The 14,659-nt window shown below is 74.3% G+C and carries 16 protein-coding genes; 7 read left to right on the plus strand and 9 right to left on the minus strand.

Going from position 1 to position 14,659, the window contains the following annotated elements:
- Positions 1–126: 126 nt before the first annotated feature.
- The 6 genes from ACZ4VL_RS32570 to ACZ4VL_RS32595 all read left to right on the plus strand — a co-directional run bounded on the left by ACZ4VL_RS32570 (position 127) and on the right by ACZ4VL_RS32595 (position 4,607).
- Positions 127–801 (plus strand): amino acid ABC transporter permease, encoded by a 675-nt coding sequence (locus ACZ4VL_RS32570; RefSeq protein WP_468207267.1) that lies wholly within the window; start codon positions 127–129, stop codon positions 799–801.
- Positions 798–1,691 (plus strand): amino acid ABC transporter permease, encoded by an 894-nt coding sequence (locus ACZ4VL_RS32575; protein ID WP_452942904.1) that lies wholly within the window; start codon positions 798–800, stop codon positions 1,689–1,691. The genes ACZ4VL_RS32570 and ACZ4VL_RS32575 overlap by 4 nt, the downstream gene beginning before the upstream one ends.
- Positions 1,692–1,884: 193 nt before the next feature.
- Entirely contained in the window at positions 1,885–3,471 is a 1,587-nt protein-coding gene (locus ACZ4VL_RS32580) for an FAD-dependent monooxygenase (RefSeq protein ID WP_468207271.1), read from the plus strand.
- Positions 3,472–3,519: 48 nt separating this feature from the next.
- Complete coding sequence (locus ACZ4VL_RS32585; protein ID WP_361101195.1) at positions 3,520–3,606, plus strand: putative leader peptide; 87 nt, start codon at positions 3,520–3,522, stop codon at positions 3,604–3,606.
- 66 nt (positions 3,607–3,672) lie between these two features.
- Positions 3,673–4,206 carry a cupin domain-containing protein gene (locus ACZ4VL_RS32590; protein ID WP_468207274.1) on the plus strand — a complete coding sequence of 178 codons (534 nt, stop codon included), beginning with the start codon at positions 3,673–3,675 and terminating at the stop codon, positions 4,204–4,206.
- Positions 4,197–4,607 carry a rhodanese-like domain-containing protein gene (locus ACZ4VL_RS32595; RefSeq protein ID WP_468207325.1) on the plus strand — a complete coding sequence of 137 codons (411 nt, stop codon included), beginning with the start codon at positions 4,197–4,199 and terminating at the stop codon, positions 4,605–4,607. Before ACZ4VL_RS32590 ends, ACZ4VL_RS32595 begins: the two co-directional genes overlap by 10 nt.
- Positions 4,608–5,074: 467 nt before the next feature.
- Here ACZ4VL_RS32595 and ACZ4VL_RS32600 read toward each other — a convergent pair whose 3' ends face one another.
- From ACZ4VL_RS32600 to ACZ4VL_RS32615, 4 genes are all read right to left on the minus strand, one after another.
- Complete coding sequence (locus tag ACZ4VL_RS32600; RefSeq protein ID WP_468207277.1) at positions 5,075–7,666, minus strand: FtsX-like permease family protein; 2,592 nt, start codon at positions 7,664–7,666, stop codon at positions 5,075–5,077.
- Between the two features lie 96 nt (positions 7,667–7,762).
- Entirely contained in the window at positions 7,763–8,329 is a 567-nt protein-coding gene (gene recX, locus ACZ4VL_RS32605) for a recombination regulator RecX (protein WP_468207279.1), read from the minus strand.
- Positions 8,330–8,332: 3 nt separating this feature from the next.
- Positions 8,333–9,454 carry a recombinase RecA gene (gene recA, locus ACZ4VL_RS32610; RefSeq protein WP_468207282.1) on the minus strand — a complete coding sequence of 374 codons (1,122 nt, stop codon included), beginning with the start codon at positions 9,452–9,454 and terminating at the stop codon, positions 8,333–8,335.
- A gap of 353 nt (positions 9,455–9,807) precedes the next feature.
- Complete coding sequence (locus ACZ4VL_RS32615) at positions 9,808–10,242, minus strand: HPP family protein (RefSeq protein WP_468207285.1); 435 nt, start codon at positions 10,240–10,242, stop codon at positions 9,808–9,810.
- Between the two features lie 110 nt (positions 10,243–10,352).
- On the opposite strand from ACZ4VL_RS32615, the gene ACZ4VL_RS32620 reads away from it, so the two are divergent.
- On the plus strand, positions 10,353–11,120 hold the full coding sequence (locus tag ACZ4VL_RS32620; RefSeq protein ID WP_468207287.1) for a Clp protease N-terminal domain-containing protein: 768 nt from the start codon (positions 10,353–10,355) through the stop codon (positions 11,118–11,120).
- Here the strand turns inward: ACZ4VL_RS32620 and ACZ4VL_RS32625 are convergent.
- The 5 genes from ACZ4VL_RS32625 to ACZ4VL_RS32645 form a co-directional block, all read right to left on the minus strand.
- Positions 11,068–12,162: an AI-2E family transporter gene (locus tag ACZ4VL_RS32625; RefSeq protein WP_468207328.1), complete on the minus strand. Its 1,095-nt coding sequence runs from the start codon at positions 12,160–12,162 to the stop codon at positions 11,068–11,070. The two genes, ACZ4VL_RS32620 and ACZ4VL_RS32625, sit on opposite strands and share 53 nt — an antisense overlap.
- A gap of 210 nt (positions 12,163–12,372) precedes the next feature.
- Positions 12,373–12,567, minus strand: coding sequence for a DUF3046 domain-containing protein (locus ACZ4VL_RS32630; protein WP_179176983.1), 195 nt, complete (start codon positions 12,565–12,567; stop codon positions 12,373–12,375).
- A 68-nt stretch (positions 12,568–12,635) separates the two neighbouring features.
- Positions 12,636–12,944: an AzlD domain-containing protein gene (locus ACZ4VL_RS32635; RefSeq protein WP_361101165.1), complete on the minus strand. Its 309-nt coding sequence runs from the start codon at positions 12,942–12,944 to the stop codon at positions 12,636–12,638.
- Complete coding sequence (locus tag ACZ4VL_RS32640; RefSeq protein WP_468207331.1) at positions 12,941–13,642, minus strand: AzlC family ABC transporter permease; 702 nt, start codon at positions 13,640–13,642, stop codon at positions 12,941–12,943. The genes ACZ4VL_RS32635 and ACZ4VL_RS32640 overlap by 4 nt, the downstream gene beginning before the upstream one ends.
- 122 nt (positions 13,643–13,764) lie before the next feature.
- Positions 13,765–14,601, minus strand: coding sequence for an AraC family transcriptional regulator (locus tag ACZ4VL_RS32645; RefSeq protein ID WP_468207292.1), 837 nt, complete (start codon positions 14,599–14,601; stop codon positions 13,765–13,767).
- Between the last annotated feature and the right edge of the window lie 58 nt (positions 14,602–14,659).

The raw sequence follows: 14,659 nt of genomic DNA on the forward strand, positions 1-14,659 counted from the left end.
CCCCCCCCCCCCCCCCCCCCCCCCCCCCCCCCCCCCCCCCCCCCCCCCCCCCCCCCCCCCCCCCCCCCCCCCCCCCCCCCCCCCCCCCCCACCTCACCGGCCATCCTGGGGAGAGCGCAGGGCAACGTGTTCGACTTTCTTACTTCCGGGCAGTACGACGTGCTCGGAGCCTTCTGGGTGACGGTGCAGCTCACCCTCTACTCCGCGGTCGGATCCCTGATCTGGGGCACGATCCTGGCCGGGATGCGGGTCAGTCCGGTCCCGATCATGCGGTCCTTCGGCACCGCGTACGTCAACGTCGTGCGCAACACGCCGCTGACCCTACTGATCATCGGCTGCTCGCTGGGCCTCAACCAGACGTTGAAGATCACGCTCGGCGGCGAGAACTTCAAGGAGATCGGCTTCCGCCTCGCGGTCCTGGGCTTGATCGCCTACACCGGCACGTTCGTCTGTGAAGCGCTGCGCTCGGGCATCAACACCGTGCCCGTGGGGCAGGCCGAGGCGGCCCGTGCGCTGGGGCTGAGCTTCTTCCAGGTGCTCACGCTGATCGTGCTCCCCCAGGCCTTCCGGGCGGTCGTCGCACCGCTCACCAACGTACTGATCGCCCTCACCAAGAACACCACGGTGGCGGCGACCATCGGCGTGGCCGAGGCGGCCCTGCTGATGAAGGAAATGCTGGAGAACGAGGCGGACGCGATCTTCGCCGTCTTCGCCGTCTTCGCCCTCGGCTTTGTCCTGCTGACCCTGCCCACCGGCCTCCTGCTGGGCTGGGTCTCCAAGCGAGTGGCGGTGAAGCGATGAGCTCCGTTCTGTACGACACGCCCGGTCCCAAGGCCAAGGTCCGCAACTGGATCTACACCGGCGCCTTCGTGGTGCTCCTCGCGCTCGCCTTGTGGTGGGTGCTGTCCCTCATGGCCGAGCAGAACCAGCTCGACGCCGACAAGTGGACCCCGTTCGTCACGGACAGCCAGATCTGGACGACGTTCCTGCTGCCCGGTCTCGGCGAGACCCTCAAGGCCGGCCTGATCGCCATGGTGATCGCGCTGCCGCTCGGCGCGCTCCTCGGCATCGCCCGGCTCTCCGACCACGCGTGGGTGCGCGTCCCGGTCGGCGCGGTCGTGGAGTTCTTCCGCGCCATCCCGGTCCTGATGCTGATGTTCTTCAGCTCCGCGCTGTACGTCATGCTCGGCACGGTCAGCTCCGATCTGCGGCCGCTGTACGCCGTGGTCACCGCCCTGGTCCTGTACAACGCCTCGGTCATCGCCGAGATCGTCCGGGCCGGCATCCTGACGCTGCCGCGCGGCCAGACCGACGCGGCCAAGGCGATCGGCATGCGCAAGGGCCAGATCATGACGTACGTCCTGGTCCCGCAGGCCGTCACGGCGATGCTGCCCGCGCTGGTCAGCCAGCTCGTGGTGATCCTCAAGGACACCGCGCTCGGCGGCGCCGCCCTGGGCTTCGCCGACCTGATGTCGATGAACCGGCAGATCTCCGCCAACTACAGCAACACCATCGCGACCATGGTCGTGATCGCCCTGATCTACATCGCGGTGAACTTCACCCTGACCGCCCTGGCCTCCTTCTTGGAGAAGCGGCTGCGGACGTCGAAGAAGGGCACGGGCGCCGTCGTCGAGGGCGACGTCGCCGAGGTCGACGCGGGCGGCGCGGCCGGCGTGGGCAAGGCTCCCTGACACCCGGTCAGTACACTGGCGTGGCACATGTGGTGGGGGGGGGGCCCTCCCCCCCCCCCCCCCCCCCCCCCCCCCCCCCCCCCCCCCCCCCCCCCCACCACACGCATACCCGGGTCTGGGGTCACTTGACGCAGGCACCTCCAGTGGGTTGCATACGTTCTGTGATCACATACCGGACATCGGGAGCCGCCTCGTGGACCCGGTGATCGTCGTCGGCGCGGGGCCCGTCGGACTGTCGCTGTCCCTCGCCCTGGCCGGCCAGGGCGTGCCCTCGATCGTGCTCGACGAGGGGCCCGGCAAGGATCTCCCCCGCCCGGCCCGCACCGTCGTCCTGCACTCCGACACCGCCGCCATGGCCGAGCGGCTGGGCTGTGCCACCCTGCGCGACGAGGGCGCGTACTACGCGGCCTGGCGCACCATGCGGCGCAGCCGCGACACCGGCCGGATCACCTTCGACGAAGAGCCGGCGCCCCTGCACGTGCCGCAGCATGCCCTCACCCGCGGGATGCGAGCAGCCGCCGCGGCCCACCCGCTGGTCCAGTTCGTCGCCGAGAGCAAGCTGGACGCCCTGGAGCAGGACGACCGCGGGGTCACGGCCCACACCCGGGGTGCGGAAACCACCTGGTGGCGCGGGAGTTTCCTGGTCGGCTGCGACGGGGCCCGCTCCACCGTGCGCAAGCTCCTCGGCATCCGCTTCCCCGGGCGCACCGCCGTCGAGCGGCACGCCGTGGCCGCGCTGCGCATCGAACTCCCCTGGCCCGGCGAGGCCCTCCTGCACCGCGACCCGCCTCAGGAGATCACCGCCCGGCCTCTGGCCGACGGGGTGTGGCGGCTGGACTGGCTGCTGCCGGCCCGCGGTGAACTCGTCACTCCCGACGCGCTGGTCAACCTCGTCCGGGACACCGTCGTCGGCTGGTGCGGGAGCACCACACCCCCGTACGACCTCCTCGACACCGGCGTCCACACCCTGCACCACCGGCTCGCCCGCACCTGGCGCGACCGGCGCGCCTTCCTCGCCGGGGACGCCGCCCACCTGCTGGGCGCGCTCGGCACCCAGGGCGTCGAGGAAGGGCTCCGGGACGCCGAGAACCTGGCCTGGAAGCTGGGCATCGCCTGGCACCAGGGAGCCTCCGAGGCCCTGCTCGACAGCTACGCGGACGAGCGGCGCACTGCGGTCGCGGCCCGGCTGCGCGCCGCCGACCAGGCCATGTCGGCCCTGCGCGGCGGCGGCGGGCTGCGGACCCTGCTGCCCGGCTCGGCCCGCGCCGAAGCCCTGCTCACCGACAGCCATCTCGGCCGGGGACCGCTGGGCGCGCAGCCCTCGTACGCCCCGCCCGTCGCCGTACGGGAGGTGCCGACCGCGACCGAGCCGGGCGGAGCCGTCGCCAACGTCGCGGTGTCCGCGCCCGACGGGTCGACCGTGCCGCTGCGCGACCTGCTCGGCCGCGGCCGGCTGCTGGTGGTGCTGGTCGCCCCCGGGACCGGGGTCTGGGACCGGCGGCACTGGCTCGGCGCCGGCCTGATGCCGCGGCTGGCGGCGGCCGTGGCCGCGCTGCCGGTGCGCGCGGAACTCCTCGTCGCGGACGACTACCCGGGGGCCGCGGCGCACACCGTCCTGCTGGTCCGGCCCGACGGACACCTGGCGGCCACCTTCGCGGGGGTGCGGCCGGCGGAGCTGTACGAGGCCGCGGACGCCGTCCGCATGGGTGCCCCGACCCGTACGGCCCCCTCGACCCCCGCCCCCGCGCCCACCCCTGCCACCGCCCCCGTGACCGATTGAGCACGTGATCGATTGACCACGGTGCGCTCCCGTGCTTGACTCCCCGTCATGACCGGCAGCGACGTACGCCTGTGGCGGAGGGTCCACATGGACCTGGTCCGCTACGCCGGCTGCGTGTGTCGCCCTTCCTGCTGATTCGCCTCCTTCCACCGCGCCCGTCGGCGCGCCCATGTCGCGAACCCCAGGACGGTCCACACCACCATGTCTGCCTCCGCAGCCGTGCCCGCGCACGCCCACACCCCTGCCGTAACAGCCGCCGAACTCCTCGCCTTCGCCCTCCGTACGGCCGCCGACACGGCCGTCATCGACTCCCTGCCCCTCGACCCCGCGGGCCGCACCTGGATCCGGCTGGACGGGCCGGCCGGCAGCGAGGCCTGGGTCATCGGCTGGCCGCCGGGCACCGGCACCGGCTGGCACGACCACGCCGAGTCGCGCGGTGCCTTCGCCACCGCGCGCGGCCGCCTCACCGAGCGCTCCCTGGCCGCCCGCATCCCGTCCGAGGGCTGGCGCAGCCTGGAACTCGCGCCGGACGTGGACCGCAGCCGAAGCCTGGGGCCGGGCACCGGCCGGGCCTTCGGTGAACACCACGTGCACGAGGTCCTCAACGTCTCCCCCGACGAGCACGCGATCTCGGTCCACGCCTACCACCCGCCGCTGCCGCTGATCCGCCGCTACGGCCGCACGGGGAGCGTCCTGACCCTGGAGCACGTGGAACGCCCGGAGGACTGGCAGTGACCCGCCCCCCGATCGGCATCGACACCCTCCTGGACCGGGTCCGCTCCACGTACACCCGCATCACCCCCGAGGAGGCGTACGCGGCGCACCTGGCCGGCGCCCTGCTGGTGGACATCCGCTACCAGGCGCTGCGCGAACGCGACGGGCTGGTCCCCGGCGCGCTCGTGGTCGAACGCAACGAACTGGAGTGGCGGCTCGACCCACAGGGATCCCACCGCCTCCCCGAGGCCACCTCGCACGACCTACGGGTGATCGTGTTCTGCAACGAGGGCTACGCCTCCTCCCTCGCGGTGGCCTCCCTCCACGCGCTGGGCCTCCACCAGGCCACGGACCTGACGGGCGGCTTCCAGTCCTGGAGAACCGCGGGCCTCCCCACCACACCACCGCCCCCCACGCCATAGCCCCGAGCCCCCGACCTGCCGGCTGGGGCTACCGCCCCACCCGGCACCCCGCCACCACCCTCCAGCCCGCCACCTTCCCGCCCCGCGGTGTCTGAGGCGCGCTCTCTGCGCCGGAACCCACCCACCCCCCAACCGCCCCCTCCCACCCTCCGGCCCCGCCCATTCCAGCCCCGCCGGCATTCGAAGCGCGCGCTCCGAGCCAGAACCCACCCACCCCCCAGCCCCGCCCATTCCAGCCCCGCCGGCGTTTGAGGCGCGGGGTCTGGGGCGGAGCCCCAGGGAACGGTGGAAGGGTGGGGAGGGGCAGGCTCCGCGCAGCGGCACCCACCGCCGACCCACGGCAGCGGCAGCGACTCGGCGGCGCGGCCTCAGCGGGCGGAAGGGGGTGGGGCGACGGCCCGGGCCCCTCAGCCGGGCGAGGCCGAGCCGGGGCCGGGCCGAGGGCCCGGGCTCGGGCCCGGGCCCGGTTACCTCGACGTGGCGACGTCGACCGGGCGGATCCGCAGGACCCCCCGCCCCGGCACGGCGGTGGCCGCCACCGCCAGCAACCCCGCGACCCCCACGACCCCCACGTACACCACCGGCAGCATCACCGGCTCCGCCACCCCCGTCATCCCCACGCTGAAAGCGGTCAGCACGGCCGACGAGATCCCCGACCCCAGCACGGCCCCCATCAGCAGCACGGCCAGCGCCTCCACCCGCAGCATCCGCAGCACCTGCCGCCGCTTCGCCCCGGCCAGCCGCAGCATGGCGAACTCCCGGAACCGCTCCGCCGTCGACATGGCGAGGGTGTTGACGACCGCGATCGCGGTGAACGCGAGCACCAGCCCCATCGCCAGCAGGTTGAGCTCGGCCCCCTCCCGCTGTCGTTCCGCGCGCGCCCGGTCGGCGTCGCGCGCCGACAGCACCGCCACGCCCGGGAACCGGGCCACGGCCGCGGCCAGCCGTTCCCTCCCGGTACCCGGCTCGGCGGCCACCAGCACCGCACCTGCCAGCGGGTTGTCGACGTGTGCCGCGACCAGCCCGTGCGGCAGGGTCAGGTCTCCGAAGCCGAGGCCCCGCGCGTACACGGCCGCCACGGTCAGCCTGGCCGGGGTGCCGTCGCCGAGGGCCACCTCCAGCTCGCTGCCGGGCTTCAGCCCGAGCTGCTCGGCGGCGAGTTCGCTGACCGCGGCGCCGCGCTCGCCGAAGCCGTCGAGGCTGCCGGCGGTCACGGCGGGGTCCCAGGTCCGGGCGAGCCCGGCGGGGGTGACGCCCTGCGCTGCGTACTTGGTCAGCCCGACCCGCACCGAGGTCCGGACGATCTCGGTGGCGGCCGTGACCCCGGGGGTCCGGCGGACCGCATCGGCGGCCTCGGCGGGGATGCCGGGGCCCTGCCCGGCCAGCACCCACCCGGCGCGGACCCCGTCGCGGGCCTGTTCCCGGACGGCGTGGCCGAGCGTCGGCGCGATGAACAGGACGGTGCACGTCATGCCGATGAGCAGGGTGAGCGGGGTGACGGCGGAGGCCATCCGGGTCGCGTTGCCCCGCAGGTTGGCCGTGGCGAGGTGGCCGCCGGCGCCGGCCAGCCGCAGCGGGCCGGCGAGCAGTGCGGCCGCACCCCGGACGAGCAGCGGGCCGAGCAGCGCGACGGCCCCGGCGAGGACGATCACGGCGAGGAAGGTCACCGGGGTGGACGCCGGCTCGGTGCGCAGCGAGCCCAGAACGACGACCAGTACGACACCGGCGGCCAGCACCAGCAGCCCGATCACGATCCGGATCCACGCGGGCCGGGCCCGCTCGACGGCCGCTTCGGCGAGCGCCTCGGCGGGGCGGATGCGGGCGATGCGCCGGGCGGTGATCCGGGCGGCGGCCCACGCGCCGAGCAGGCTCGCCCCGACGGCGGCGAACATCGGGAAGATCCCGGCGGTGCGCTCCAGGGTGGCGGGGACGATCCCGCCGTCGACGAAGCGGCCGTGCAGCCAGGCGGCGAGGGGCAGTCCGGCGAACGCGCCGACGACCCCGGCGGCCAGTCCGACGAGCAGCGCTTCCCGGCCGATCATGCGGCGCAGCTGGTGGGGGGTGGCCGCGATGGCGCGCAACAGGGCGAGTTCGCGCTGGCGCTGCTGGACGGACAGGGCGAAGGTGCCGACGACGACGAGGACGGCCACGAGCAGGGCGGTGCCGCCCATGGCCCCGCCCATGGAGACCAGTTTGACCCGGGCACCGGCCGCGTCGAGGAATTCGACGGGGCCGCGCTCGTCCCCCACGCTGACCTGGGCCCCGGCGCCGCCGGTGCCGCTACCGGTGCCGGCCAGTGCCCGGCGGATCCGCTGGGCGAGTTCGCCGGGGTCGACTCCGGGTGCGGGCAGGACGCCGATCGCGGTGACCTGCCCGTCGCGGGCTGCGAGCCGCTGGGCCTCGGCGTCGGAGAAGAACAGGGCGCTCTGCCGGGTGAGCCGGCCCCGGTCCGGTCGGGCGATGCCGCTGACCGTGTACTCCTCGGGTACGCCGGTGGCCTGGACGGTGAGCCGGCTGCCGGGCCGTAGTCCGGCGCGGGCGGCCAGTTCGCGGTCGACGACGACCTCGCCGCGGCCCTGGGGGGCGCGGCCTTCGGCGAGCGTGAAGGGGGTGAGCGCGGCGGAGCTCCAGGCGTGCCCGTACGGGGCGGGCGGCCGGGCCGCGCCACCGCCACCGCCACCATGGGAGGCCGGCTGCCCGACGAGGGGGACGGCCTGGAAGGTGAGTTCGGGGACGGCCCGCTCGACGCCGGGCACGGAGCGCACCGCCCCGAGCATGGCGGCCGGCAGCCAGGCCCGCTCGGCCACGGGCTTGGCCTTGTGCTTCGTCTTGGTCTTGCCCTTCTTCTCCTTGACCGTGGTCCGGTGCACGTTCTGGTCGGCGGAGACGAGGACCGGGGTGGCCGCGTAGCGCTCGGTGGCGATCCTTCCGCGGAGTCCGGTTTCCAGGAGCGTGCCGCAGGCCGTGATGAGGGCCGCTGCACACAGCAGTGCGGTGAAGGCGCCGAGGAAGCCGGCTTTGCGGTCCCTGACGGTCTGAAGGGCGTAGCGCAGCATCATGCGCCCAACTCTGCCGCCGGGGCCGGGCGTTGGCATTGGAGCGGTCCGGCGTGCGGGCCCGGGGGCTGTCCCCACCCCGCGCCCGCGCGGGGTGGGTCAGCCGCCCGGGTACTCCAGCGCGTCGTCGAGGTCCTCGCCCTCGGCCTCCAGGGCGCGCCGCACCACGCGCAGGGCCATGCCCTCCGGATATCCCTTGCGTGCGAGCATTCCGGCGAGCCGTCGGATGCGCTTGTCACGGTCCAGGCCCCGCGTGGCGCGCAGCTTCCGCTCGACGAGGTCGCGGGCGGTCTGCTCCTCCTGTTCGGAGTCCAGCTGCTCCAGGGCTTCCTGGACGTGGGAGGCCTGCACCCCCTTGGTCCGCAGCTCCTGGGCGAGGGCCCGGCGGGCGAGGCCCCGGCCGCGGTGGCGGGACTCGACCCAGGCGCCGGCGAAGGCGGCGTCGTCGATCAGGCCCACCTCCTCGAACCGGGAGAGGACCTCCTGCGACACCTCCTCGGGGATGCCCCGTTTGGCCAGGGCGTCCGCGAGCTGGCGCCGGGTCCGCGGCATCCCGGTGAGCAGGCGCAGGCAGATCGCCCGCGCCTGTTCCTCGGGACTCTGGGGCGGCAGCTCCCGCTCGGCCCTCGTCGTGCCGGAGCCGCCGTCCCCTTCGTGTTCCCGCATCGGTCAGCTCTTGGCGGCGGCGGTCTTGGCCGCCCTCGCCTTCGCCGCCGGGGCGGGAACGTTCTTGGCGTCGCCGTCAGCGGCGGCCGTCTCCCCCGCGGGGGTCTCGCCGGCGGGCTGGGCGCCCTTGCGGACACCGACGCCGAGCTTCTCCTTGATCTTCCGCTCGATCTCGTTGGCGAGGTCCGGGTTGTCCTTCAGGAAGTTGCGGGCGTTCTCCTTGCCCTGGCCGAGCTGGTCGCCCTCGTACGTGTACCAGGCACCGGCCTTGCGGATGAAGCCGTGCTCCACACCCATGTCGATCAGGCCGCCCTCGCGGCTGATGCCCTGGCCGTAGAGGATGTCGAACTCGGCCTGCTTGAAGGGCGGCGCGACCTTGTTCTTGACGACCTTGCAGCGGGTGCGGTTACCGACCGCCTCCGTGCCGTCCTTCAGGGTCTCGATGCGGCGGATGTCGATGCGCACCGAGGCGTAGAACTTCAGCGCCCGACCACCGGTGGTGGTCTCCGGGGAGCCGAACATGACGCCGATCTTCTCGCGGAGCTGGTTGATGAAGATCGCGGTGGTCTTGGACTGGTTGAGCGCGCTGGTGATCTTGCGGAGGGCCTGGCTCATCAGACGGGCCTGGAGACCGACGTGCGAGTCGCCCATCTCGCCCTCGATCTCCGCGCGCGGCACGAGGGCGGCGACGGAGTCGATGACGATGAGGTCGAGGGCGCCGGAGCGGACCAGCATGTCCACGATCTCCAGGGCCTGCTCGCCGGTGTCCGGCTGGGACAGGATCAGGTTGTCGGTGTCGACGCCGAGGGCCCGCGCGTACTCCGGGTCGAGCGCGTGCTCGGCGTCCACGAAGGCGACGGTGCCGCCGGCCTTCTGCGCGTTGGCCACGGCGTGCAGGGTCAGGGTCGTCTTACCGGAGGACTCCGGACCGTAGATCTCGACGACGCGGCCGCGCGGCAGGCCGCCGACGCCGAGGGCGATGTCCAGTGCGGTCGACCCGGTGGGGATGACCTCGATGGGCTCGTTCGGCCGGTCGCCGAGGCGCATGACCGCACCCTTGCCGAATTGCCGTTCAATCTGTGCGAGCGCGGCGTCGAGAGCCTTCTCGCGGTCGGTGCCTGCCATGGGTTCCACCCGGGTTGCTTGAGTCGATCGCTTCACGCCATTGACGCTAACGCCTGCCACTGACAATGCGCTGCCGCGCCGGTTCGGCTGTGGATAACCCATCAGAATGGATGTTCGATTTCCCTGTCAAGCCGGACCCCGCCGCCGCGGCGGACAGCGCTGCGACCGGGCATTTCGTCCCGCGGGTGGGCATACCGACCGGCCGAGCGGAGCTCCGCGGCCGGCCCGAGCAGGCCGCCCGCTGTGCCCGGTCACACACCCGGCGGGCGGAGCCGGACCCCGCAGAAGGCGAGGCCGCACCCGAAGCCGGATGACGTGCGCGGCGGCGAGGAGCGTTCTCGGGCGCGCGGGCCTCACGCCCCGACCCCGTCACGACGGCCCGGACCCCGGACCGGGTCGCGCCACCAGCACACGGGATGGCGGACCCCGCCGGGGCGGGTGCGGGAGGCGGCCGCCCAGGGCGCCCCACCGGGCGCCGCCGGCACCGCGTACCCCACACCGGCGCACAGCAGGTGTCCGCCGACGACGCTGCGCGGTTGCGCGAGCGGCAGGGCGGGGACCCCGTGGACGATGGCGGCGCTCGCCGCGACGGGCGGGATCGGCACCGGCTCGTGCAGCAGGGCGCCGATCCCGACCAGGGGCAGCAGGGCGGCGGCCGCGACACCGCCGCTGCGCAGCGCCGCCACCGATCGGGACCGCAGGAGGCGCGATCCGGTCGGCCGGTCCCGGCCGCCCACCGGACGGGCGGTGCGGCCGCCCGCGCCCGCCCGGCTCACGGCGACAGTCATGGGCATCAGGTCAACCGAACCGGCCACGACGCACCTGTATATCGGCCAGGCACACGCGAGTGACAACCTGCGGTTGACACCCTCTCGACTGTCAACCTACGGTTGCACTCATGACGAACCCTTCAGAGGAACCCGTTCGCATGACCAACCCGGTACGCCTCGACGACCTCATCGAGGCCATCAAGAAGTCCCACCCCGACGCCCTCGACCAGCTCAGCGGCGCCGTGGTCGTCGCCGAGCACCTCGGCGACGTCGCGGACCACCTCATCGGCCACTTCGTCGACCAGGCCCGCCGCTCCGGCGCCTCCTGGACCGACATCGGCCGCAGCATGGGCGTCACCCGCCAGGCCGCCCAGAAGCGCTTCGTGCCCAAGGCCGACAAGGAGGGCGAGGGCAGCGACTTCCAGTCCAACCAGGGCTTCGGCCGCTTCACCCCGCGCGCCCGCAGCGTCGTCGTGTCGGCGCAGCGCGAGGCCCGCGCCGCGGGGAACACCGAGATCCGCACCGAGCACCTCGTCCTCGGCCTGCTGGCCGAGGAACAGGGTCTCGCGGTCCTCGCCCTGCGCTCCCAGGGCGTCGCCCCGGACGCCGTGCGCGCCGCGGCCACCGCCACCCTGCCCGCCGCGACCGACGGCACCGTGCCCGACCTGGTGCCCTTCGACGCCTCCGCCAAGAAGGCCCTGGAGCTGACGTTCCGCGAGGCCCTGCGCCTCGGTCACGACTACGTCGGGACCGAGCACATCCTGCTCGCGCTCCTGGAGCTGGAGCACGGCGAGGGCGTGCTGAGCGGTCTCGGCCTGGAGAAGCCCGCCGTGGAAGCGGCCGTCAGCGACGCCCTGGCAGCCGTACTCGGCCCGGCCGGCGGGAAGCAGGAGTAGCGGCGTCGGCCTCCTCCGTCAGCTCGTACCGCTTGACGTACGCGCCGAGGAAGGCCTGCAGGGTGGCGACGGCCGGGATCGCGATGAGCGCCCCGACCGCGCCCAGCAGGGCGGTCCCCGCGATGACCGACCCGAAGGCCACCGCCGGGTGGATGTCCACGCTCCGCGAGGTCAGTTTGGGCTGCAGCACGTAGTTCTCGAACTGCTGGTAGACCACGACGAACCCGAGGACGTACAGCGCGTACCAGGGGTTGACGGTGAAGGCGATCAGCGTGGGCAGCGCGCCGGCCAGGTAGGTGCCGATGGTGGGGATGAACTGGGAGACCAGCCCCACCCACACCGCGAGCGCCGGCGCGTACGGCACGCCCAGCACCGCGAAGACCACGTAGTGGGCGATCCCGGAGGCCAGGGCCATCAGCCCGCGCGAGTAGAGGTAGCCGCCGGTCTTGGCGACGGCGATCTCCCAGGCGCGCAGCACCTCCGACTGCTTCGCCGGGGGCAGCACCGAGCACAGTGCGCGCCGCAGCCGCGGCCCGTCCGCGGCGAAGTAGAACGAGAAGAGGCCGACGGTCAGCAGGCGGAAGAGTCCGCCGAGCACCGTGGCGGACACGTCGAGCACGCCGCTCGCGCTGTCCTGCACGTACTTCTGCAGCCAGTCCGAGCGCAGCAGGCTGTCCTGGATCTCCAGCCGGGACAGCTCGGTGTGGAAGGTCGCGTTGATCGTGTTGATCACGGAGTCGAGATAGCGCGGGAAGCCCTCCACCATGTCGACGATCTGCCCGGCGAGCATCGAGCCGAGCAGGACGACGAAGCCGACCGCGGCGACGAACACCCCGAGGAACACCAGGAAGGTGGCGAGCCCGCGGCGCATGCCGCGGGCCGCCATCCGTGACACGGCCGGTTCGATCGCGAGGGCCAGGAAGAACGCGATCAGGATGTTGACGAGCAGCCCGATCAGCTGGTGGAAGGCCCAGCTGCCGAGCTGGTAGCAGGCGACCAGGCCCAGGACGAGGAGGACGGCGCGGGGCAGCCAGCGCGGCATCCGGTCGGCAGGTCCCCTCGCGCCCGCGGGCCCCACCCGGTCGGCGGGTTCGGCCGCGTCGGGCGTCCCGGCCCGTTCGGCCCGTTCGGCCTGCGCGGCCTGCGCGGCCCGGTCGGCCGGCTCGGTGTGCTGGGTCGTCTCATCGGTGGCTGCCACGCGGCCCAGTCTGTCCCACCCGGCGCCCGTACGGGGAAACGGGTGGGCCCGCACTCAGCGCAGCGAGGCCGGGACGTCCATCGCCGCGCACACGGCGCGCCACACGTCCTTGGCCTCCCAGCCGGCCTCCAGTGCCTGGTGGACGGTGCGCCCGCCGAGCTCCGACATGACGTGGTCCCGTGCGAAGGAGTCCGCGTAGCCCGCGCCGAAGTGCTCGGCCATCCGCTCCCAGAAAATCGTCAGACGCATGCACCCAGTATCCCGCCCGCGCGGTGCACCCCCGCGGGCGGCTCCTGCGGGCGGCTCCTGCGGCGGCGCTATCCGCCCAGGGCCCGCACCGCCGCGGTGACCGCGACGGCGGCGCCGACCACCACGAGGAAGGGCGCCCGCAGCACCAGCGCCAGCCCCGCGGCGACGAGCCCGGCGGCCCGCGCGTCGAGGACCACCTCCTGCCCGGTGGCGAAGGTCTGCTGGGCGGTGAGCGCGGCGAGCAGGGCGACCGGCAGCAGCTCGGCGAGCCGACGCACGAGCGGCCGCTCCAACGCTCCGGCGGGCACGAGGAGCCCGGCCAGTTTGACGGCGTAGCAGCCGACGGCGGTCAGCGCGATGGCGATCCACACGTTCACGGGCGTCGTCCCTTCGACCAGAGGACCGCGGGAGCGGCGAGCGCGGCGACGAGCACCGGCAGTCCGGCGGGCAGGAAGGGCAGCAGGCCCAGCCCGAGGACGAGCGCGAGCGCGGCGACGGCCCGCTCGGTGGTGCTCTTCAGCATCGGCGCGAGCAGCGCGAGGAAGACGGCGGGCCCGGCGGCGTCCAACCCCCAGGCGGCGGTGTCCCCGATGGCCTCGGCGCCGAGCGCGCCCAGCACGGTGGTGAGGTTCCACAGGACGAAGAGGGCCAGCCCGGTCACGGTGAACCCGAGCCGCGCCGACCTGCGGTCCGGCTGGGCCAGGGACACGGCGGTGGTCTCGTCGATCACCCAGTGGGCGGCGAACGGCTTCGCGGCCCGGGGCAGCGCGAGCAGCTGCGACAGGCGCAGCCCGTAGAAGGCGTTCCGGGTGCCGAGGAAGAAGGCCCCGGCGGCGGCCGTGAACGGGTTCCCGCCCGCGGCCAGTGCCCCGACCAGCGCGAACTGCGAGGCGCCGGTGAACACCAGCAGGCTCAGTGCACCGGCCTGCAGGGCGCTGAGCCCGGACCCGGCCGCGGTCACCCCGAACGCGAAGCCGGACAGGCCGACGGCCACCCCCACCCCGAGGGCGTCCCGCACGACGGCGGCGCGCGGCCGCCCGGCGACCTCCTCGGGGGTCTCCCGTGTCTCTCGTATGACTGTCTGACGTTCTCCCACGCCGTGACCGTACGCAGGACGGCCCGGCCCGGTCTTGTACGTTCTTGCAGGCGGCGGCCCTGAGCGCCGTGCACGCCGGGCGCGACCGGCCGGCCCGTGCGCTACCCGGCCCGCCGCTCCCGCCGGTAGGCCCCCGGCGTCACCCCCACGATGCGGGTGAAGTGCCGGTTGAGGTGCGGCTGGTCGGTGAAACCGACGGCGGCGGCCGCCTCGGCCGGGGCCGTGCCCGCGTCCAGCAGCCGGCGCGCCCGCCTGACCCTCGCGTCGGTCAGCCAGGTGTGCGGCGGCATCCCGTACCGCTCCCGGAAGGCCCTCAGCAGGGCGAACGGGCTGGTCCCGAGCTCCGCGGCCAGCTGCTCCAGCGACGGCGGCCCCGCCATCCGCTCCTGGAGCACCGCGCGGGCCCGCGCCGCGTCCGATGCGCCTGCGCTCCGCGCCGCCCGGGCGGGCAGCGGCCCGGCGTGCCGGGTCAGGATCCGCGCCACGGCGGTGCGCAGCAGGGTGTCGGCGGCGAGGGCGTTGCCCTCCTCCGCGGCCCGGTGGATCTCGGTGATGGTGTGCGAGGTCTGCGGGTCGGCGACCGAGTCGACGGTGAAGCCGGGGGTGCCGCGCAGCCCGGCGATCTCGGCGGCCACGTCGGCGATCAGCTCCCGGGACGGGTAGAGCGTGGCGTACGCCCAGCCCTCGGGGGCCCCGGCGCGGGCGGTGTGCGGCACCTCGGGGTTGATCAGGACGATGCTGCCGGGTCCCGCGTGGACGGTGCCCCCGGGCAGGCCGACCTCCTCGATGCCGCCGGTGACGGCGGCGATCACGTACCCGTCGTGGGCGTGGCGGGGGAAGGCGTGGCGGATGTAGTGGGCGCGCAGCAGGTCCAGGCCGGGCAGCTCCGCGTACTGCCAGTGCCGTGCCCACTCCCTGTCCCCGCCGCCGTCCGCCATTCCCCCATTCTGCGCCCCGCCCGGCCGGGCCCGCGCGCCGCCTCCCCGCCCCTCGCCA

Source organism: Streptomyces sp. NPDC029014 (assembly GCF_055564695.1).